We start from the raw sequence: 17,781 nt of genomic DNA, 5'->3' as shown, positions 1-17,781 counted from the left end.
CCTCTTTTTTTTTTGCGCTTACTGAGTGGTTTATATCTTGCCCAGTAGTAGCAGGATCAACAGCACCACCAACACCACACCGATGATACCGGACGGGCCATAACCCCAACTTCTTGAGTGCGGGAAGACGGGGAGGCCACCGATCAGCAGGAGGATCAGGATAATGATAAGTATTGTGCCCATTGTAGATTTCCTTATTGGTCAGTTCTGGAGTGATACAACTTCCAACTACCAGCGCGCATGCGTTAAATCCGGGCGGCTTAATAAGTCCGACCGTTGCGCCTTGTAGAAAATTCAAAGTTTTTGTAGCGCCTACGGTTTGCCCTCGCCATTCAGCACTCTGATGGAGCGTGGGTCCGTTGAACGCCTTCGCTACACTCGGCCTATCTCTCCCGGAACAACAAGGCTGTCTGCTATGCAAAATCGCATGATGATCACTGGTGCCGGCTCTGGCCTGGGTCGCGAAATCGCGCTGCGCTGGGCCCGCGAAGGATGGCGCCTGGCCTTATCGGATGTCAGCGAACCGGGCCTCGTGGAAACCCTCAAGCTAGTGCGTAGTGCCGGTGGCGACGGCTTCATCCAGCGCTGCGATGTGCGCGACTACAGTCAATTGACTGCGTTCGCCCAGGCCTGCGAAGAGAAATTCGGCGGTATCGATATCATCGTCAACAATGCCGGCGTGGCCTCGGGCGGCTTCTTCAGCGAGCTTTCCCTGGAGGATTGGGACTGGCAGATCGCGATCAACCTCATGGGTGTGGTCAAGGGCTGCAAGGCGTTCTTGCCGCTGCTGGAAGAAAGCCGTGGCAAGATCATCAACATCGCCTCCATGGCAGCCCTGATGCAGGGCCCGGCCATGAGCAACTACAACGTGGCCAAGGCGGGTGTCGTGGCGCTGTCGGAAAGCCTGCTGGTGGAGCTGGCGCAGCAGGAAGTGGGTGTGCACGTGGTGTGCCCGTCGTTCTTCCAGACCAATCTGTTGGACTCCTTCCGTGGCCCGACCCCGGCCATGAAAGCCCAGGTCGGCAAGTTGCTGGAAAGCTCACCGATCAGCGCCACGGATATTGCCGACTACATCTATCAGCAGGTCGCCCAGGGGCAGTTCATGATCCTGCCCCACGAACAGGGACGCATGGCTTGGGCCCTCAAGCAGAAGAACCCACAGTTGCTGTACGACGAAATGACCGTCATGGCTGACAAGATGCGCGCCAAGGCCCGGCAAAACCTCAATTGACCTGGGTGCCCGATGTCCTCAGGATGGCGCCATTCGGCCTTCCTGATGGACATCTACATGCTCAATTACCTGTGGTTTTTTCTCGCCGCCCTGTTTGAGATCGCGGGCTGCTACGCCTTCTGGATGTGGTTGCGCCAGGGCAAGAGTGCCTGGTGGATCGCCCCGGCGTTGCTCAGTCTCACATTGTTCGCCCTGTTGTTGACCCGCGTCGAAGCGACGTACGCCGGGCGCGCCTACGCCGCTTATGGCGGCCTCTATATCATTGCGTCGATCGGCTGGCTGGCGGTGGTTGAGCGGGTGCGGCCACTGGGGTCCGACTGGATTGGCGTGGCACTCTGCGTCTTGGGGGCGAGTGTGATTCTATTCGGCCCGCGGTTCTCGGCACCCTGAAATAACCGGTAGTCCGACAGGGTTTTGCAGGAAGTTTCCGTCAGTCGCAAGAACTTTGCTTGTAGGGCCTTACTGAATTCTCGCGGGTGTCTTGAGAACGGGGAACAGGCCGGGCATGGTCAGGGTCCAGACATTCTTAAGGACAAGAACCATGCTTGTATTAAGCCGCGCTGTAGGTGAGTTGATTTCCATTGGTGACGATATTTCCGTCCGTGTGCTGTCGGTCAGCGGCGGCACGGTGCGTTTCGGCGTGGAAGCGCCACGGCACGTCGATGTCCATCGCTCCGAAATCTACGACAAGATCCAGAAGAAAAAGGCCCAGGCCACTCGCAAGGCCTGTTCAGTCGAATAGGTGTTTTGGCACGTCGTGCTTGAGCATCAGTTGACACTGTTCACTTTCGGGGTCGAAGACGATCAACGCCTGGCCTTTGGTCAGGGCTTGCCTGACCCGCAGAACCCGCGTTTCCAGGGGGGTGTCGTCACCATTGTCGGTGCCGTCGCGGGTCACGAAATCCTCGATCAGGCGGGTGAGCGTGTCGACTTCGAGTTGGTCGTGGGGGATGAGCATGGGGTACCTCGGCTAGACAATGGGACGATGCTACGGCCAATGGGCTTTTGCGGCTAGCCTTGGGTTTGTGGGGCCGTTCTGGCCTCATCGTGAGCAAGCTCGCTACCACAGAGGAATGCATTTCAAGTGTGGGAGCGAGCTTGCTCGCGATGGCAATAGCCCAGACAGTGAATGTTGGATCAGCTATCGGAGCGCTGCCCCACCAGGCTATCCACCGATGGCACCCGGGTATCGCTTTCCATCTGGGTATCGTGTTCGATCTGATGACTGAAGCGGTCCAGTGAGCCTTGGGCTGGTTGCGCGTCGCTGGCGAACACCGGCGGGCTGAGGATGTAGGCGCCGAGCAGGCGACTGAGGGCGGCCAGGCTGTCGATGTGGGTGCGTTCGTAGCCATGGGTGGCGTCGCAGCCGAAGGCGAGCAGGGCGGTACGGATGTCGTGGCCGGCGGTGATGGCCGAATGAGCGTCGCTGAAGTAGTAGCGGAACAGGTCGCGGCGTGCCGGTACCTCGTTCTCCTTGGCCAGTTTCAGCAAGTGCCGCGACAGATGATAGTCGTAGGGGCCTCCGGAGTCCTGCATCGCCACGCTGACCGAATGTTCGCTCGAGTGCTGGCCAGGGGCGACGGGCGCGATGTCGATGCCGACAAATTCGCTGACATCCCAGGGCAATGCTGCCGCTGCACCGCTGCCGGTTTCCTCGGTGATGGTGAACAGTGGGTGACAATCGATCAGCAGTTCTTCGCCGCTGTCGACAATCGCCTTGAGCGCCGCCAACAGGGCTGCGACCCCGGCTTTGTCGTCCAGGTGCCGGGCACTGATGTGGCCACTTTCGGTAAATTCCGGCAGGGGATCGAAGGCGACGTAATCACCGATGCCCACCCCCAGGGTTTCGCAATCGGCACGCGTGGCGCAGTAGGCGTCCAGGCGCAGCTCGATGTGGTCCCAACTGATGGGCAGTTCATCCACGGCGGTATTGAACGCGTGCCCGGACGCCATCAACGGCAGCACGCTGCCACGGATCACGCCGGTGTCGGTAAACAGGCTGACCCGGCTGCCTTCGGCAAATCGGCTGGACCAGCAACCCACCGGGGCCAGGGTCAGGCGGCCGTTGTCCTTGATGGCCCGCACTGAGGCACCGATGGTATCCAAGTGCGCCGACACGGCCCGGTCGGGGCTGCTCTTGCGCCCCTTGAGCGTGGCGCGGATTGTGCCACGGCGGGTCATTTCAAAAGCGATACCCAGCTCTTCGAGCCGCTCGGCGACATAACGCACGATGGTGTCGGTAAAGCCGGTAGGGCTGGGAATGGCGAGCATTTCCAGCAGGACTTTCTGCAGGTATTCGAGATCCGGTTCTGGAATTTTGCTGATCATGGAAACTCCTCACGGAACATTAAGTTGAATAGGGGAACCTTGTGGCGAGGGAGCTTGCTCCCGCTGGACCGCGAGCGGTCCCCTTTGAGCTCCAGGTCAATGCACAGACCCGGAGGCAACGGAGAAGGGCTGCTTCGCAGCCCAGCGGGAGCAAGCTCCCTAGCCACAGAAGAAGGGCTAGGCCACCGCCTGGCTATGAGGAAACAACAGATCCACAAAGCGCTCGGCGGTGGGTTGTGGTTCGTGGTTGGCCAAGCCTGCGCGTTCGTTGGCTTCGATGAACACATACTTGGGTTGATCGGCCGCCGGTACCAGCAGGTCGAGGCCGACCATGGGGATGTCCAGCGCCCGTGCGGCGCGCACCGCCGCATCGACCAGGGTCGGATGCAGGATCCCGGTGACATCCTCCAGCACGCCGCCGGTATGCAGGTTCGCCGTACGCCGTACGAACAGGTGCTCCCCAGCGGGCAGCACGCTGTCGTAGTCGAACCCCGCCGCGTTGAGTGTGCGCAAGGTCTCGCCATCCATCGGGATTTTACTTTCGCCGCCCGTGGCCGCTTGGCGTCGGCGGCTCTGGGCTTCGATCAACGCGCCGATGGTGTGCCGGCCATCGCCGATCACCTCCGCCGGGCGCCGGATCGCCGCCGCCACCACTTCAAAACCGATCACCAGGATGCGCAGGTCCAGACCCTCGTGGAAACTTTCCAGCAAGACCTGGCTATCGAATTGCCGGGCCGCTTCGATGGCGCTCTGCACCTCCTCGATGGTGCGCAAATCCACCGCCACGCCTTGGCCCTGTTCGCCGTCCAGCGGCTTGACCACCACCCGTTCGTGCTCGTCGAGAAACGCCAGGTTGTCATCGGCATTGCCCGCCAACTGTTGGGCCGGCAGGTTCAGGCCGGCGCTTTTCAGCACTTTGTGGGTCAGGCTTTTGTTCTGGCACAGCGTCATGCTGATGGCGCTGGTCAGGTCGCTCAAGGATTCGCGGCATCGGACCCGGCGGCTGCCATGGACCAGGGTGAACAAGCCGGCCTCGGCATCGTCTACCTGTACGTCGATGCCTCGGCGGTGAGCTTCTTCGACAATGATGCGCGCATAAGGATTGAACTGCGCTTCGGGGCCTGGCCCCAGGAACAACGGCTGGTTGATGCCGTTCTTGCGTTTAATGGCGAAGGTCGAGAGATTGCGAAAACCGAGTTTGGCGTAGAGGTTTTTCGCCAGGCGATTGTCGTGCAACACCGACAGGTCGAGGTAACTCAAGCCACGGCTCATGAAATGCTCGATGAGGTGACGCACCAGCACTTCGCCAACACCGGGCCGCGGACATTGCGGGTCCACGGCCAGGCACCAGAGGCTGCTGCCGTTTTCCGGGTCGTTGAAGGCCTTCTGGTGATTCAGGCCCATGACGCTGCCGATCACCGCACCGGTGTCGTCATCTTCGGCCAGCCAATAGACCGGGCCACCCTCATGGCGCGGGGTCAGGCGCAGTGGGTCGATGGGCAACATGCCCCGGGCTTGGTAGAGCTGGTTGATGGCCTGCCAGTCGGTCTCGCCTTGGGCCCGGCGAATCCGAAAGCCGCGAAATACCCGCGTGGCCTGGCGATAGTCGCTGAACCACAGGCGCAAGGTGTCGGACGGATCGAGGAACAGTTGGGCCGGTTCCAGCCCCAGCACTTGCTGGGGCGCGGCCACGTATAAGGCAATGTCCCTTTCGCCGGGTTGTTCGTTGAGCAGTTCCCGGGCCAGGCTTGCCGGGTCCGGGAAGGTGTGGCCGATCAAAAGTCGGCCCCAGCCGCAATGCACCGCGATCGGGTCGGCGCCCAATTCGCTGCCGTCTTCGGCCAGGCGTGCCTGCAGGCGTTCATAGGAGGGCGCCTGGCCGCGCAAGAGGCGTTGGTTGTGAACCGTTGCATGAGGTTTCATCGATCAGATTCCTTGCTCGCTGAGCCACAGGTTCAGCGCCGCCAGTTGCCACAGTCGTGAGCCGCGCAATGGCGTGAGCTGGCCGTTGGGGTCGGTCAGCAGGCGGTCGAGCATGGCCGGGTTGAACAGGCCGCGGTCCTGGCTCGGATCCAGCAGCAGTTCGCGAACCCAGGCCAGGGTGTTGCCTTCCAGGTGCTTGAGGCCTGGTACCGGGAAATAGCCTTTTTTGCGGTCGATTACCTCGCCGGGGATCACCCGCCGGGCGGCTTCCTTGAGTACCTGTTTGCCGCCATCGGGTAGCTTGAACTTCGCGGGGACCCTGGCCGAGAGTTCCACCAGGCGGTAGTCCAGGAAGGGTGTGCGCGCTTCCAGGCCCCAGGCCATGGTCATGTTGTCGACGCGCTTGACCGGGTCGTCCACCAGCATCACGGTGCTGTCCAGGCGCAGGGCCTTGTCTACCGCGGCATCGGCCCCGGGCTGGGCGAAATGTTCTTTGACGAAGTCGCCGGCCGCGTCGTTGGCCGTCAGCCATTTGGGCTGCACGGTGGCGGCATATTCTTCATGGCTGCGGTCGAAGAACGCGGCGCGATAGGCCGCGTAGGGATCGCTGGCGCCATCGACCTGCGGGTACCAGTGGTAACCGGCGAACAGCTCGTCGGCGCCCTGGCCGCTTTGCACCACTTTGCAGTGCTTGGCCACTTCCCGCGACAGTAGATAGAAGGCGATGCAGTCGTGGCTGACCATCGGTTCGCTCATGGCACGGAACGCTGCCGGCAGTTGCTCGATGATCTCTTTTTCGTCGATACGCAGTTGGTGGTGGCGGGTGCCGTAGTGCTTGGCGATCAGGTCCGAATACTGGAACTCGTCACCGCGCTCGCCACCGGCATCCTGGAAACCGATAGAGAAGGTCGACAGGTCCTCTACGCCGACTTCCCGCAGCAGGCCCACGAGCATGCTTGAATCCACGCCACCGGAAAGCAGTACGCCGACATCCACGGCGGCGCGTTGGCGAATGGCGACCGCTTCACGGGTGCTGTCGAGCACGCGCTCGATCCAGTCTTCCAGGTTCAGGTGCAGTTCGTCGGCCCGTGGTCCGTAGGGCAGGGTCCACCAGGTTTTCTGCTCGGTGCTGCCGTCGGCTTCGATGCGCATCCAGGTCGCGGGCGGCAGTTTTTCAACACCCGCCAGCAAGGTGCGGGGCGCCGGGACCACCGCGTGGAAATTCAGGTAATGGTTGAGGGCCACCGGGTCGAGCATCGGGTTGATATCGCCGCCCTTGAGCAGCGCCGGCAATGCCGAGGCGAAACGTAGCCGTTGGCCGGTGCGCGACAGGTACAGCGGCTTCACGCCGAGGCGGTCGCGGGCGATGAACAGGCGCTTGGCATCGCGTTCCCAGATGGCGAAGGCGAACATGCCGTTGAGCTTGGGCAGCAGCGCTTCGCCCCAGGCGTGATAGCCCTTGAGCAGCACTTCGGTGTCGCCACCGGAATAGAAGCTGTAGCCCAGGCCTTCGAGTTCGCTGCGCAGCTCCGGGTAGTTGTAGATCGCGCCGTTGAAGGCCAGGGACAGGCCCAGCTGATTGTCGATCATCGGCTGGGCCGAGCCGTCCGACAGGTCCATGATTTTCAGGCGCCGATGGCCCAGGGCAATTGGTCCCTGGCTATGAAAACCCCAGGCGTCGGGGCCGCGAGGGGCCAGGTGATGGGTGATTCGCTCTACGGCCGCAAGGTCCGCAGGTTGTTGATCGAAACGTAACTCTCCAGCTAATCCGCACATAAGTCCTTACCGGTTTTTCCGTTGGGGAGGGGTCAAGCCGCACCCACCAAAAGGGCGGGTACCCTGAAACTGACCGGAGGGATTGCTGTGAGTTTTAGATCGATGCGTTATAAGCCGGCGGGTAGGGGGTGCCCCATGCCTCACGGGATAAGAGGAACCTGTGGAAGCGAGCTTGCTCGCGATAGCAGTGGGGCAGTCAACTCAGATGCCAACTGATCCACCGCCATCGCGAGCAAGCTCGCTCCCACAAGGGATTGGGGCACACCATTAAAGGGTGTCAGGCCTTGCCCCGAATCAATGCCCGCAACGCAAATCGATTCGGATGGCAGGCCTCGGCCACGCTGCGGGGCAGCGGCAAAGGCTCGTTGTCCAGCCAGGCGGCGATCAGTTCGCCCGACAGCGGTGCAGTGATCAGGCCACGGGAGCCATGGCCGCTGTTGATGTACAAACCCTCGGACCACGGGCAGGGGGTGTCTGGCACTTGGCGGGCGTCTTTGCCCAGGGCCGAATAGGCCTCGCTGAACGCCTGCCTATCCGCCAACGGTCCGACAATCGGCAAGTAATCCGGGCTGGTGCAACGGAATGCCGCACGGCCTTCGAGGCGTTCCGGGTCCAGGCTGCCGGCGTTCAGGCGATCCACCAGGTCTTGGGAGATTTCTTCGAGCATCTGCAGGTTGCCGGCGTGCTCGGCGGCGGTGGGCGTCAGGTCGTCGCTGTTGAAATCGAAACTGGCGCCCAGGGTGTGCTCGCCCAGCCGCGGCGGGGCCACATAGCCTTCGGCGCAAACTACGGTCGCCAGGCTCTGGCTGCGGGTGGTTTGCGGCAACCGGGTGATTTGCCCGCGAATACGCTTGAGCGGCAAGTCGGCGGCCGGTTCGAAACGTTTGATTTCGGCGGCGCTGGCGAGGATCGCCACCGGTGCGCTGGCCAGGCATCGTTCGTCGTCCCATGCCTGCCACTGGCCGTCCACGCGGCGCAGTTGCAGCACTTCATGATGGGGCTGCACGTCGATCGCCGTGCCTGAGGCTTGCCAGCGACACAAGGCCGGTGGATGCACCCAGCCGCCCTCGGGATAAAACAGACCACCACAGGCCAGGCCGATGCCGGACCGCACTTGCGCCTCGCACTGATCGAGGGGGTGCAGCAAATCCCTTGGGAACGCCTCGGCCAGTTGTGCCTGACGCTCGGCTTCCTTGCTGTTGAAGGCCAGTTGCAAGACCCCGCAGGCGTCCCAGTCAATGCCGCGTTGCAGTTGTTCCAACACGCGCCGGGTGTAGCCGAAACCGCTGAGGATCATCTGCGACAACGCCGTGCCGTGGGCCGATAGCTTGAGATACAGCACGCCCTGGGGGTTGCCGGAGGCTTCCTCGGCCAAGCCTGCATGACGCTCCAGCAGCGTCACCTGCCAGCCACGCGCGGCGAGGCTGGCGGCGCTGGCACAACCAGCCAGGCCGCCGCCGATCACCAGGGCCCGGCGCTCGCCGATGGGCGGCAAGGGGCGGGCGTACCAGGGTTTTGCCGGGGCCGGCGCTGGTGTCTGCTCCGGCCAGCCAAGAAACACACCGCGCAGGATTTCCCACTTATGGCCGATGCCCGGCGTGCGCTTCATCTTGAAGCCCGCCGCGTTCAGCAATCGCCTGACCCAACCGGTGCTGGTGAAGGTGCTGAGGGTGGCGTCGGGTGCGGCCAGCCGGGCCAGTTCGGCGAACAGCTCGGCGGTCCACATCTCTGGGTTTCGGGCCGGTGCGAAACCGTCCAGGAACCAGGCGTCGATCTGCCCGTCCAACTGCGGCAACTGCTCCAGGGCATCGCCGATCAACAGGGTCAGCGTCACCCGCCCATTGGCCAGGACCAGGCGCTGGAAACCCTGATGTATCGCCACGTATTGCCCAAGCAGTTGCTCGGCCTGGAGGGCGAGCTGCGGCCAGAGGGCCAGGGCTCGACACAGGTCCTGCGGGGTCAATGGGTACTTCTCGACGCTGACGAAATGCAGCCGCGCCCCGGTCGGCGCGCATTGTTCGAACAACTGCCAGGCGCAGAGGAAGTTCAAGCCGGTGCCAAAGCCGGTTTCGCCGATCACCAGGCGCCCGTCGGCGGGCAGCGCGGCAAAGCGCTCGGCCAGGTTGTTCTGCTCGAGGAACACGTAACGGGTTTCTTCCAGCCCGGACTGATCGGAGAAATACACGTCGTCGAATACCCGCGAGCGCGGGCGACCCTGGTCGTCCCAGTCGAGTTGGGCGTGGTGCTGGATGGGCGTCATGGCAGGCTCGGTCGAAACTGAGCGGCCATTCTAGCCGATCGGTATCGGCTTGCTTGACCCATCGCAACACAGCGTTGTTCTTGATGGAATCTGCTGCACAGGGCCGCATCCAATCCGCTAGTCTTGCCCCAATCCCTGGAAGGAGCTGTCCATGTTCGAATCCGCTGAAATCGGTCACGTCATCGATAAAGAAACCTTTGAAGCCGAGGTGCCGGCCCTGCGTGAAGCACTGCTGGAAGCGCAGTTCGAGTTGCAGCAGCAGGGTCGGTTTCCGGTCATCGTGTTGATCAACGGCATCGAAGGCGCGGGCAAGGGCGAGACGGTGAAGTTGCTCAACGAATGGATGGATCCGCGGCTGATCGAAGTGCGCACCTTTGACCAACAGACCGACGAGGAATTGGCGCGGCCTCCGGCGTGGCGCTATTGGCGAATGCTGCCGGCCAAGGGGCGCATGGGAATTTTCTTCGGCAACTGGTACAGCCAGATGCTGCAGGGCCGGGTCCATGGCGAGTTCAAGGACCCACGGCTCGACCAGGCGATTGCCGGTGCCGAGCGCCTGGAAAAAATGCTCTGCGACGAAGGCGCGCTGATCTTCAAGTTCTGGTTCCACCTGTCCAAGAAGCAGATGAAGGCCCGGCTCAAGGGGCTCAAGGATGACCCGCTGCACAGCTGGCGCATCAGCCCGCTGGACTGGCAGCAATCCCAGACCTATGACAAGTTCGTCAAATACGGCGAGCGTGTGCTGCGCCGCACCAGTCGCGATTACGCGCCGTGGCATGTGATCGAAGGCATGGACAGCTGTTATCGCAGCCTCACCGTCGGGCGGATCTTGCTCGACGGTTTGCGCCAGGCCCTGGACCGGCCGAAGATCAGGCCGCAAAAGGTCAGCGTGGCGCCGCTGCCCGAGTTGGATGGCCAGATCACGTTGCTCGACAGCCTGGACATGACCCGGCGCCTGGACAAAGCCGACTACGAAGAACAATTGATCACCGAGCAGGCGCGCTTCTCTGGCCTGCTGCGGGACAAGCGCATGCGCCAGCATGCCCTGGTAGCGGTGTTCGAAGGCAATGACGCGGCGGGCAAGGGCGGGGCTATCCGGCGGGTCACGGCGGCCCTGGACCCGCGCCAATACAGCATCGTGCCCATTGCCGCGCCCACGGAAGAAGAGCGCGCCCACCCCTACATGTGGCGCTTCTGGCGGCATATTCCCGCACGCGGCAAGTTCACCATGTTCGACCGCTCCTGGTACGGTCGGGTGCTGGTGGAGCGGGTCGAAGGGTTTTGCAGCCAGGCCGACTGGCTGCGGGCCTACGGGGAAATCAACGATTTCGAGGAACAGCTCGCCGACGCCGGCGTGGTGGTGGTCAAGTTCTGGCTGGCCATCGACAAGCAAACCCAGCTGGAGCGTTTCCAGGAGCGCGAGGATATTCCGTTCAAGCGCTTCAAGATCACCGAGGATGACTGGCGCAACCGCGACAAGTGGGACGCTTACCGGGCCGCGGTGTGCGACATGGTCGACCGCACCAGCACCGAGATTTCCCCCTGGACCTTGGTGGAAGCCAACGACAAGCGCTGGGCGCGGGTCAAGGTGTTGCGCACCCTCAACCAGGCGCTGGAAGCGGCTTTCGAGCGGAGTGCAAAGCAGGCTCGCAAGAAAAAGAAGGGCTAGGGCGATGGAGGCGCATACGCGAGGTGAATGATTGTCGCAGTCGGTTATGCAGTGGATTTATGCTCGATTCACTCTCAACCGACTACAACAATGAGGTACAGCCATGCGTGAAGTGGTGATCGTCGACAGCGTACGGACCGGCCTGGCCAAGTCCTTTCGCGGCAAGTTCAACATGACCCGTCCAGACGACATGGCGGCCCATTGTGTCGATGCCTTGCTGGCGCGCAACGACATCAACCCCGCCAGTGTCGAGGACTGCATCGTCGGGGCCGGGTCCAATGAAGGCGCCCAGGGCTACAACATCGGGCGTAACGTGGCGGTGCTCTCGCGATTGGGCACCGGCACCGCCGGCATGACCCTCAACCGCTTCTGTTCCTCGGGCCTGCAAGCCATTGCCATCGCCGCCAACCAGATCGCTTCCGGTTGCAGCGACATCATCGTGGCCGGCGGGGTGGAGTCCATCAGCCTGACGATGAAAAGCGTCAACACCGACAACCTGATCAACCCGCTGCTCAAGGAGCAGGTGCCCGGGATTTATTTTCCCATGGGCCAGACCGCCGAGATCGTCGCCCGACGTTACCAGGTCAGCCGCGAGGAGCAGGATCGCTACGCCTTGCAGAGCCAGCAACGCACCGCCAAGGCCCAGGCGGCCGGGTTGTTCGATGACGAAATCATCCCGATGGCGGTCAAGTACCGGGTCGAGGACAAGAACACTGGCGCTGTGCAGGTCCTCGACGGTGTGGTCGATCGCGACGATTGCAATCGCCCGGACACCACCTATGAAAGCCTGGCAGGCCTGAAACCGGTGTTCGCCGAAGACGGTTCGGTGACGGCGGGCAACTCGTCGCAGTTGTCCGACGGGGCTTCGATGACCTTGGTGATGAGCCTGGAAAAAGCCCTGGCGCTGGGGCTCAAGCCCAAGGCGTTTTTTCGCGGCTTCACCGTGGCCGGTTGCGAGCCGGACGAGATGGGCATCGGCCCGGTGTTTTCAGTGCCCAAGCTGCTCAAGGCCAAGGGCTTGCAGATCGCCGATATCGATCTGTGGGAACTCAACGAAGCCTTTGCTTCCCAGTGCCTGTACAGCCGCAACCGACTGGAAATCGATCCCGGGAAATACAACGTCAACGGCGGCTCGATCTCCATCGGCCATCCATTCGGCATGACCGGCTCGCGGCAAGTGGGGCACCTGGTGCGCGAGCTGCAGCGACGCAACCTGCGCTACGGTGTCGTAACCATGTGCGTGGGCGGTGGGATGGGGGCTACGGGGTTGTTTGAGGTGGTTCGTTAACCGTTTGCCGAAGAGGTTGGGGGGCAATCTGTGGCGAGGGAGCTTGCTCCCGCTCGGCTGCGAAGCAGTCGCCGGCTTATCAGTACCGTGCTGATTGAACAGGGGCCGCTTCGCGGCCCAGCGGGAGCAAGCTCCCTCGCCACATCCTGCCTAGCTGGCAACCTGCGTCAGTTGTAGCATCCGGCCGATATACGCCTCTATCTCCCGCTCCGCCGCCTCGCGGGTGGCGAACGGACCCTCCTGGGTGCCCTCACGTGTATTGAAATAAAACTCGCCGTTGACCCGGCAGATCCGGTCACTGCGAAAAATAGTCGTAGGGGCGGGATCCAAGGCGCGTTTTCCAAGCATGTCGGGTCTCCAGAGTGCAGCAAGGTCTGTTTCAAATGAGCATATGTGTTGTCCCTGATTCCCGCCTGCCCAGCCGATCGACGGCTACGACCCATACAATCCCGTGGGCGGCCTCTGCCCAACTGTCCCTGTGTCGTGACGCAATAGACGCCTAGAATGGACGTCCTTTGTCTTGGGCTTCGAGGGTTGCATGCACATATCGTCCGGTCGCTGGGTCTACGGCCTGTTCCTCGCCCTGCTGACTGCCCTGCTCTGGGGAATCCTGCCGATCAAGCTCAAGCAAGTGCTGCAAGTGATGGACCCGGTCACCGTGACCTGGTTTCGCTTGCTGGTGTCCGGCGGTTTGCTGTTCATCTATTTGGCGGCCACCCGGCGCCTGCCCAGTCACAAGGTCCTTGGCCCGCGCGGAGGCTGGCTGGTGGCGATGGCGGTGCTCGGGCTGGTGGGCAACTACGTGTTGTACCTGATGGGCCTGAATCGCTTGAGCCCCGGCACCGCGCAACTGGTGGTGCAGATGGGGCCGATCATGTTGCTGGTCGCCAGCCTGTTCGTGTTCAAGGAGCGCTTCAGCGTGGGGCAGGGCATCGGCCTGCTGGTGTTGCTGATCGGTTTTACGCTGTTTTTCAACCAGCGCCTGGGTGAGTTGCTGACGTCCCTGAGCGACTACACCGCCGGGGTGCTGATGGTGTTGCTGGCGTCGACGGTCTGGACCTTCTATGCCTTGGGCCAGAAGCAACTGTTGACGGTGTGGAATTCGTTGCAGGTGATGATGGTGATCTACCTGTTCTGCGCGTTGCTGCTCACCCCCTGGGTGCACCCGTTGGAGGCGCTGCAATTGAGTCCGTTGCAAGGCTGGTTGTTGCTCGCTTGCTGCCTCAACACGTTGATTGCCTATGGCGCGTTTGCCGAAGCCTTGGCCCATTGGGAGGCGTCGCGGGTCAGTGCGACCCTGGCGATCACGCCGCTGGTGACGTTCGCCGCGGTGGCGATGGCGGCTTGGTGGTGGCCTGAGTATGTCCATGCCGAGCAGATCAATCTGCTGGGGTATGGCGGGGCGGTGCTGGTGGTGCTGGGTTCGGCGTTGGTCGCCCTGGGGCCCTCGCTGATCGCCGGGCTCAAGGCCCGGCGGCAGCGGATGGTTGTAGAGCGATAGACCGCGTTATCGTTCTTCGCGAGCAAGCCCGCTCCCACATTCGATCTCATCGGACACAGGTTGTGTATCCGACCCCAATCCATTGTGGGAGCAGGCTTGCTCGCGAAGACAGGTTATCGGTCACCGCAAATCTTCAGCCCTAGCTACCGGCCTCCAGCATATTCTCCGGTCGCACCCAGGCATCGAACTCTTCATCGGTCAGGTACCCCAGTTGCAGTGCCGCTTCACGCAAGGTCAGCCCTTCGCCGTAGGCTTTCTTGGCGATCTCGGCGGATTTGTCGTAGCCGATGTGCGGGTTCAGCGCGGTCACCAGCATCAACCCGCGTTCCAGGTGCGCGGCCATCTGCTCGGCATCCGGCTCGAGCCCGGCGATGCAGTGCTGCTGGAAGTTGCTGCAGCCATCGGCCAGCAGCCGGATCGATTGCAGCAGGTTGTGGATGATCACCGGTTTGAACACGTTCAACTGCAAATGCCCCTGACTGGCGGCAAAGCCGATGGTCACGTCGTTGCCCATGACCTGGCAGGCCAGCATCGACAAGGCTTCGCACTGGGTCGGGTTGACCTTGCCGGGCATGATGGAACTGCCCGGTTCGTTGGCCGGCAATTTCACTTCGGCAAACCCCGCCCGCGGCCCGGAACCCAGCAGGCGCAGGTCGTTGGCGATTTTCATCAGGGTCACGGCGAGGGTTTTCAGGGCGCCGGACAAGGCGGTCAAGGGTTCATGGCCGGCCAGCGCGGCAAACTTGTTCGGCGCGGTGACGAATGGCAGGCCCGACAGCGCCGCCAGTTCAGCGGCAATCGCTTCGCCGAAACCATGGGGCGAATTGAGCCCGGTGCCGACCGCCGTGCCGCCTTGGGCCAGTTCGCAGACCGCCGGTAGCGCGGCGCGGATCGCTCGTTCGGCGTAATCGAGTTGAGCAATGAACGCCGACAGTTCCTGGCCAAAGGTGATTGGCGTGGCATCCATCATGTGGGTACGGCCAGTCTTGACCAGTTTCATGTGGCGCGCCGCCAGTTCCGCCAGGCCGCCGGACAGCTCACTGATGGCCGGGAACAATTGCTGGTGGACGGCCTGGGCAGCGGCAATGTGCATCGCGGTGGGGAAGCAGTCGTTGGAGCTCTGCGAGCGGTTGACGTGATCGTTGGGGTGCACGGGGCTCTTGCCACCGCGGGGGTTGCCGGCCAGTTCGTTGGCGCGCCCGGCGATCACCTCGTTGACGTTCATGTTGCTCTGGGTGCCGCTGCCGGTCTGCCAGACCACCAGCGGGAACTGGTCGTCATGCTGGCCGGCCAGCACTTCGTCGGCGGCCTGTTCGATCAGGCGGGCGATGTCGGCGGGGAGGTCGCCATTGCGGTCATTGACCCGTGCGGCGGCTTTCTTGATCAGTGCCAAGGCGTGCAACACCGACAGTGGCATGCGTTCGTTGCCAATGGCGAAGTTGATCATGGAACGCTGCGTCTGGGCGCCCCAGTAGGCGTCGTCCGGGACTTCAACCTGGCCAAGGCTGTCGGTTTCGATACGGCTCATCGGGTCAAACTCCTTAAGGGCTGAATGCGCAGTTTAGGCCCAGATGGGCGGCACCGGTTCCCTCAATCATCCTTCAATCCAGGAGCGGTGGGTTCGGCCCGTCAATCGGACCCGGCAAGCATCGGGGTTGAGGCCCAGCGTTTTTTAGGCGCAGAATGGTCGCCCTTGGGGTTTTACCTCGCCTGTAATCAAAGGAAACTCGATGACCCGTCTTCGTGCCATCTGTACCGCAGTTGCTCTGGTGTGTGCCAGCGGCCCTGTTTTCGCCGATACCGCCAGCCACAACGCCAGCGCCGAAGCGTTCCTGACCCTGGCGCACGCTGACAAACTGGGCACTCCGGTATACATGCAAGTGCAGCAGATGTTTGCCCAGCGCTTTGAACAGACCAAGGCCCCTGAGTCGAAAAAAGCCACCCTGGAAACCTACCAGGCCAAGGCCAATGCCGCGTTGGACCAAGCTATCGGCTGGAACAAGCTCAAGCCGGACATGGTCAAGCTCTACACCAGCAACTTCAGCGAATCGGAGCTCAAGGACCTGGTCGCTTTCTATCAATCGCCACTGGGCAAGAAAGTCCTGGAAAAAATGCCGCAACTGACCCAGCAATCAGCCCAACTGACCCAGGCCAAGCTTGAAAGCGCGGTGCCGGTGGTCAACAAGCTGCTGGCGGACATGACGGCCGAGCTCGAGCCCAAAGCCGCCCCTGCCAAGAAAAAGCCGTAAGCGGAGCCTGGTATGAGCATGCAACAACGCATCGAATCGACACTCGGGCTCTTGCAGCCCGAGCACTTGCAAGTGCTGGATGAAAGCCACATGCACAGCCGTGGCCTGCAGACCCACTTCAAGGCCGTGGTGGTCAGCCAGCAGTTCGAAGGGCTCAATCGTGTCAAGCGTCACCAGAAGGTCTACGGCACGCTGGGCGAGCTGATGGGCGAATTCCATGCGTTGGCGCTGCACACCTACACCCCTGAAGAATGGGCCCAGATCGACGCGGCCCCGGCTTCGCCAACCTGTGCCGGCGGCAGCAAGCACTGAAAGTGGTTGTTTGTCGCGCGGATGCTTGTTGTGGCGAGGGAGCTTGCTCCCGCTGGACCGCGAAGCGGTCCCCTGGAAACTGATCCAGACGACGGCTTCGCCGCCGAGCGGGAGCAAGCTCCCTCGCCACAATGGTCCGGCTCACAGGCGCGTGCAGCTCCTAAAGCCACCGTGTTTTTGCTAGAATCCGCAACGCGCCGCTCACCCGGCGCGTTTTTTTTCGCATCCGGTTCACCCTTTACGAGGGTAGCCACCTGGAGAAATACCCATGGCACAACCCATTGTCGTGGCGGCACTGTATAAGTTCGTCACCCTTGAAGATTACGTCGAGCTGCGTGAGCCCTTGCTCAAGGCCATGCTCGACAACGGCATCAAAGGCACGTTGCTGATCGCTGAAGAAGGCATTAACGGCACGGTTTCCGGCACTCGCGAAGGCATCGATGGCCTGCTGGCCTGGCTCAAGAATGATCCGCGCATGATCGACATCGACCATAAAGAGTCGTACTGCGATGAACAGCCGTTCTACCGCACCAAGGTCAAGCTCAAAAAAGAAATCGTCACCCTCGGCGTCGAAGGCGTGGATCCTAACAAGCAGGTCGGCACCTATGTCGAACCACAGGACTGGAACGCACTGATCAGCGATCCGGAAGTGTTGTTGATCGACACCCGTAACGATTACGAAGTGTCCATTGGCACCTTCGAGGGCGCCATCGACCCCAAGACCACCAGCTTTCGCGAATTCCCTGAATACATCAAGGCCAACTTCGACCCGGCCAGGCACAAGAAAGTCGCGATGTTCTGCACCGGCGGCATTCGTTGCGAAAAAGCCTCCAGCTACATGCTTGGCCAGGGTTTCGACGAGGTCTATCACCTCAAGGGCGGCATCCTGAAATACCTCGAAGAGGTCCCCCAGGAAGAAACCAAGTGGCGCGGCGACTGCTTCGTGTTCGACAACCGCGTAACCGTCCGCCACGACCTCAGCGAAGGGGACTACGATCAATGTCACGCTTGTCGTACTCCGGTAAGCGTAGAAGACCGCGCCTCGGAGCACTACGTGCCTGGCATCAGTTGCCCGCACTGCTGGGACAAACTGAGCGAGAAGACCCGTCGCAGCGCCATCGACCGGCAGAAGCAGATCGAGTTGGCCAAGGCTCGCAACATGCCGCACCCGATCGGCTACAACTACAAGCAATCATCTTCCGAGGCTTGAACCATGGCGTCACGCCTGCTCTATGTGATGGACC

General features: G+C 62.0%; 17 protein-coding genes. 9 read left to right on the top strand and 8 right to left on the bottom strand.

Going from position 1 to position 17,781, the window contains the following annotated elements; translation table 11 throughout:
* Positions 1-30 precede the first annotated feature (30 nt).
* The gene (locus BLT00_RS17855; protein ID WP_018606531.1) at positions 31-183 is read right to left on the bottom strand and encodes a DUF3309 family protein; all 153 of its coding nucleotides are present in this window, start codon (positions 181-183) and stop codon (positions 31-33) included.
* Positions 184-415: 232 nt separating this feature from the next.
* Here BLT00_RS17855 and BLT00_RS17850 point away from each other — a divergent pair, with 232 nt between their 5' ends.
* From BLT00_RS17850 to csrA, 3 genes are all read left to right on the top strand, one after another.
* Positions 416-1,231, top strand: a complete 816-nt coding sequence (locus tag BLT00_RS17850; RefSeq protein ID WP_092144943.1) for an SDR family oxidoreductase — start codon at positions 416-418, stop codon at positions 1,229-1,231.
* Positions 1,232-1,288: 57 nt separating this feature from the next.
* A complete protein-coding gene (locus BLT00_RS17845; RefSeq protein ID WP_063325143.1) occupies positions 1,289-1,621 on the top strand; it encodes a YnfA family protein in 333 nt (110 codons plus the stop codon).
* 151 nt (positions 1,622-1,772) lie between these two features.
* Complete coding sequence (gene csrA, locus BLT00_RS17840; RefSeq protein WP_092144941.1) at positions 1,773-1,973, top strand: carbon storage regulator CsrA; 201 nt, start codon at positions 1,773-1,775, stop codon at positions 1,971-1,973.
* Here the strand turns inward: csrA and BLT00_RS17835 are convergent.
* The 5 genes from BLT00_RS17835 to mnmC all read right to left on the bottom strand — a co-directional run bounded on the left by BLT00_RS17835 (position 1,962) and on the right by mnmC (position 9,518).
* Positions 1,962-2,189 carry a YheU family protein gene (locus tag BLT00_RS17835; protein ID WP_003199186.1) on the bottom strand — a complete coding sequence of 76 codons (228 nt, stop codon included), beginning with the start codon at positions 2,187-2,189 and terminating at the stop codon, positions 1,962-1,964. The two genes, csrA and BLT00_RS17835, sit on opposite strands and share 12 nt — an antisense overlap.
* Before the next feature lie 179 nt (positions 2,190-2,368).
* Complete coding sequence (locus tag BLT00_RS17830; RefSeq protein WP_063322377.1) at positions 2,369-3,559, bottom strand: osmoprotectant NAGGN system M42 family peptidase; 1,191 nt, start codon at positions 3,557-3,559, stop codon at positions 2,369-2,371.
* Between the two features lie 177 nt (positions 3,560-3,736).
* Entirely contained in the window at positions 3,737-5,482 is a 1,746-nt protein-coding gene (ngg, locus tag BLT00_RS17825) for an N-acetylglutaminylglutamine synthetase (RefSeq protein ID WP_092144939.1), read from the bottom strand.
* 3 nt (positions 5,483-5,485) lie between these two features.
* Entirely contained in the window at positions 5,486-7,258 is a 1,773-nt protein-coding gene (locus BLT00_RS17820; RefSeq protein ID WP_092144937.1) for an N-acetylglutaminylglutamine amidotransferase, read from the bottom strand.
* A gap of 277 nt (positions 7,259-7,535) precedes the next feature.
* Positions 7,536-9,518, bottom strand: coding sequence for a bifunctional tRNA (5-methylaminomethyl-2-thiouridine)(34)-methyltransferase MnmC2/FAD-dependent 5-carboxymethylaminomethyl-2-thiouridine(34) oxidoreductase MnmC1 (gene mnmC / locus BLT00_RS17815; RefSeq protein ID WP_092144935.1), 1,983 nt, complete (start codon positions 9,516-9,518; stop codon positions 7,536-7,538).
* Between the two features lie 151 nt (positions 9,519-9,669).
* On the opposite strand from mnmC, the gene pap reads away from it, so the two are divergent.
* Positions 9,670-11,187: a polyphosphate:AMP phosphotransferase gene (gene pap / locus BLT00_RS17810; protein WP_063322373.1), complete on the top strand. Its 1,518-nt coding sequence runs from the start codon at positions 9,670-9,672 to the stop codon at positions 11,185-11,187.
* A gap of 103 nt (positions 11,188-11,290) precedes the next feature.
* Positions 11,291-12,475 (top strand): thiolase family protein, encoded by a 1,185-nt coding sequence (locus BLT00_RS17805; protein WP_092144933.1) that lies wholly within the window; start codon positions 11,291-11,293, stop codon positions 12,473-12,475.
* Between the two features lie 150 nt (positions 12,476-12,625).
* Here BLT00_RS17805 and BLT00_RS17800 read toward each other — a convergent pair whose 3' ends face one another.
* Complete coding sequence (locus BLT00_RS17800) at positions 12,626-12,823, bottom strand: DUF6316 family protein (RefSeq protein ID WP_063322371.1); 198 nt, start codon at positions 12,821-12,823, stop codon at positions 12,626-12,628.
* A 190-nt stretch (positions 12,824-13,013) separates the two neighbouring features.
* Between BLT00_RS17800 and BLT00_RS17795 the strand changes: the two genes are divergently transcribed.
* Positions 13,014-13,976 (top strand): DMT family transporter, encoded by a 963-nt coding sequence (locus BLT00_RS17795; protein ID WP_092144931.1) that lies wholly within the window; start codon positions 13,014-13,016, stop codon positions 13,974-13,976.
* Between the two features lie 139 nt (positions 13,977-14,115).
* Here BLT00_RS17795 and BLT00_RS17790 read toward each other — a convergent pair whose 3' ends face one another.
* The gene (locus BLT00_RS17790) at positions 14,116-15,504 is read right to left on the bottom strand and encodes a class II fumarate hydratase (protein ID WP_092144929.1); all 1,389 of its coding nucleotides are present in this window, start codon (positions 15,502-15,504) and stop codon (positions 14,116-14,118) included.
* 202 nt (positions 15,505-15,706) lie between these two features.
* Here BLT00_RS17790 and BLT00_RS17785 point away from each other — a divergent pair, with 202 nt between their 5' ends.
* The 3 genes from BLT00_RS17785 to BLT00_RS17775 all read left to right on the top strand — a co-directional run bounded on the left by BLT00_RS17785 (position 15,707) and on the right by BLT00_RS17775 (position 17,747).
* Positions 15,707-16,225, top strand: a complete 519-nt coding sequence (locus BLT00_RS17785) for a DUF2059 domain-containing protein (protein ID WP_018602923.1) — start codon at positions 15,707-15,709, stop codon at positions 16,223-16,225.
* Positions 16,226-16,237: 12 nt separating this feature from the next.
* Positions 16,238-16,537 carry a BolA family protein gene (locus tag BLT00_RS17780; protein ID WP_014337210.1) on the top strand — a complete coding sequence of 100 codons (300 nt, stop codon included), beginning with the start codon at positions 16,238-16,240 and terminating at the stop codon, positions 16,535-16,537.
* A gap of 268 nt (positions 16,538-16,805) precedes the next feature.
* Positions 16,806-17,747 carry an oxygen-dependent tRNA uridine(34) hydroxylase TrhO gene (locus BLT00_RS17775; protein WP_063322368.1) on the top strand — a complete coding sequence of 314 codons (942 nt, stop codon included), beginning with the start codon at positions 16,806-16,808 and terminating at the stop codon, positions 17,745-17,747.
* Positions 17,748-17,781 lie beyond the last annotated feature (34 nt).

It is taken from the genome of Pseudomonas sp. NFACC51 (assembly GCF_900103575.1).
Classification (GTDB): domain Bacteria; phylum Pseudomonadota; class Gammaproteobacteria; order Pseudomonadales; family Pseudomonadaceae; genus Aquipseudomonas; species Aquipseudomonas fluorescens_Q.
Note: the sequence above shows the minus strand (reverse complement) of the source record. Positions and strands in the feature narration are given on the sequence as shown.

What these genes read in the sequence shown, in the direction of transcription:
- BLT00_RS17800 (WP_063322371.1), bottom strand. Translation starts at nt 12,823, where the DNA reads ATGCTTGGAAAACGCGCCTTGGATCCCGCCCCTACGACTATTTTTCGC.
- BLT00_RS17830 (WP_063322377.1), bottom strand. Translation starts at nt 3,559, where the DNA reads ATGATCAGCAAAATTCCAGAACCGGATCTCGAATACCTGCAGAAAGTC.
- mnmC (WP_092144935.1), bottom strand. Translation starts at nt 9,518, where the DNA reads ATGACGCCCATCCAGCACCACGCCCAACTCGACTGGGACGACCAGGGT.
- pap (WP_063322373.1), top strand. Translation starts at nt 9,670, where the DNA reads ATGTTCGAATCCGCTGAAATCGGTCACGTCATCGATAAAGAAACCTTT.
- ngg (WP_092144939.1), bottom strand. Translation starts at nt 5,482, where the DNA reads ATGAAACCTCATGCAACGGTTCACAACCAACGCCTCTTGCGCGGCCAG.
- BLT00_RS17780 (WP_014337210.1), top strand. Translation starts at nt 16,238, where the DNA reads ATGAGCATGCAACAACGCATCGAATCGACACTCGGGCTCTTGCAGCCC.
- BLT00_RS17790 (WP_092144929.1), bottom strand. Translation starts at nt 15,504, where the DNA reads ATGAGCCGTATCGAAACCGACAGCCTTGGCCAGGTTGAAGTCCCGGAC.
- BLT00_RS17845 (WP_063325143.1), top strand. Translation starts at nt 1,289, where the DNA reads ATGCTCAATTACCTGTGGTTTTTTCTCGCCGCCCTGTTTGAGATCGCG.
- BLT00_RS17850 (WP_092144943.1), top strand. Translation starts at nt 416, where the DNA reads ATGCAAAATCGCATGATGATCACTGGTGCCGGCTCTGGCCTGGGTCGC.
- BLT00_RS17805 (WP_092144933.1), top strand. Translation starts at nt 11,291, where the DNA reads ATGCGTGAAGTGGTGATCGTCGACAGCGTACGGACCGGCCTGGCCAAG.
- BLT00_RS17835 (WP_003199186.1), bottom strand. Translation starts at nt 2,189, where the DNA reads ATGCTCATCCCCCACGACCAACTCGAAGTCGACACGCTCACCCGCCTG.
- BLT00_RS17820 (WP_092144937.1), bottom strand. Translation starts at nt 7,258, where the DNA reads ATGTGCGGATTAGCTGGAGAGTTACGTTTCGATCAACAACCTGCGGAC.
- BLT00_RS17785 (WP_018602923.1), top strand. Translation starts at nt 15,707, where the DNA reads ATGACCCGTCTTCGTGCCATCTGTACCGCAGTTGCTCTGGTGTGTGCC.
- BLT00_RS17795 (WP_092144931.1), top strand. Translation starts at nt 13,014, where the DNA reads ATGCACATATCGTCCGGTCGCTGGGTCTACGGCCTGTTCCTCGCCCTG.
- BLT00_RS17855 (WP_018606531.1), bottom strand. Translation starts at nt 183, where the DNA reads ATGGGCACAATACTTATCATTATCCTGATCCTCCTGCTGATCGGTGGC.
- BLT00_RS17775 (WP_063322368.1), top strand. Translation starts at nt 16,806, where the DNA reads ATGGCACAACCCATTGTCGTGGCGGCACTGTATAAGTTCGTCACCCTT.
- csrA (WP_092144941.1), top strand. Translation starts at nt 1,773, where the DNA reads ATGCTTGTATTAAGCCGCGCTGTAGGTGAGTTGATTTCCATTGGTGAC.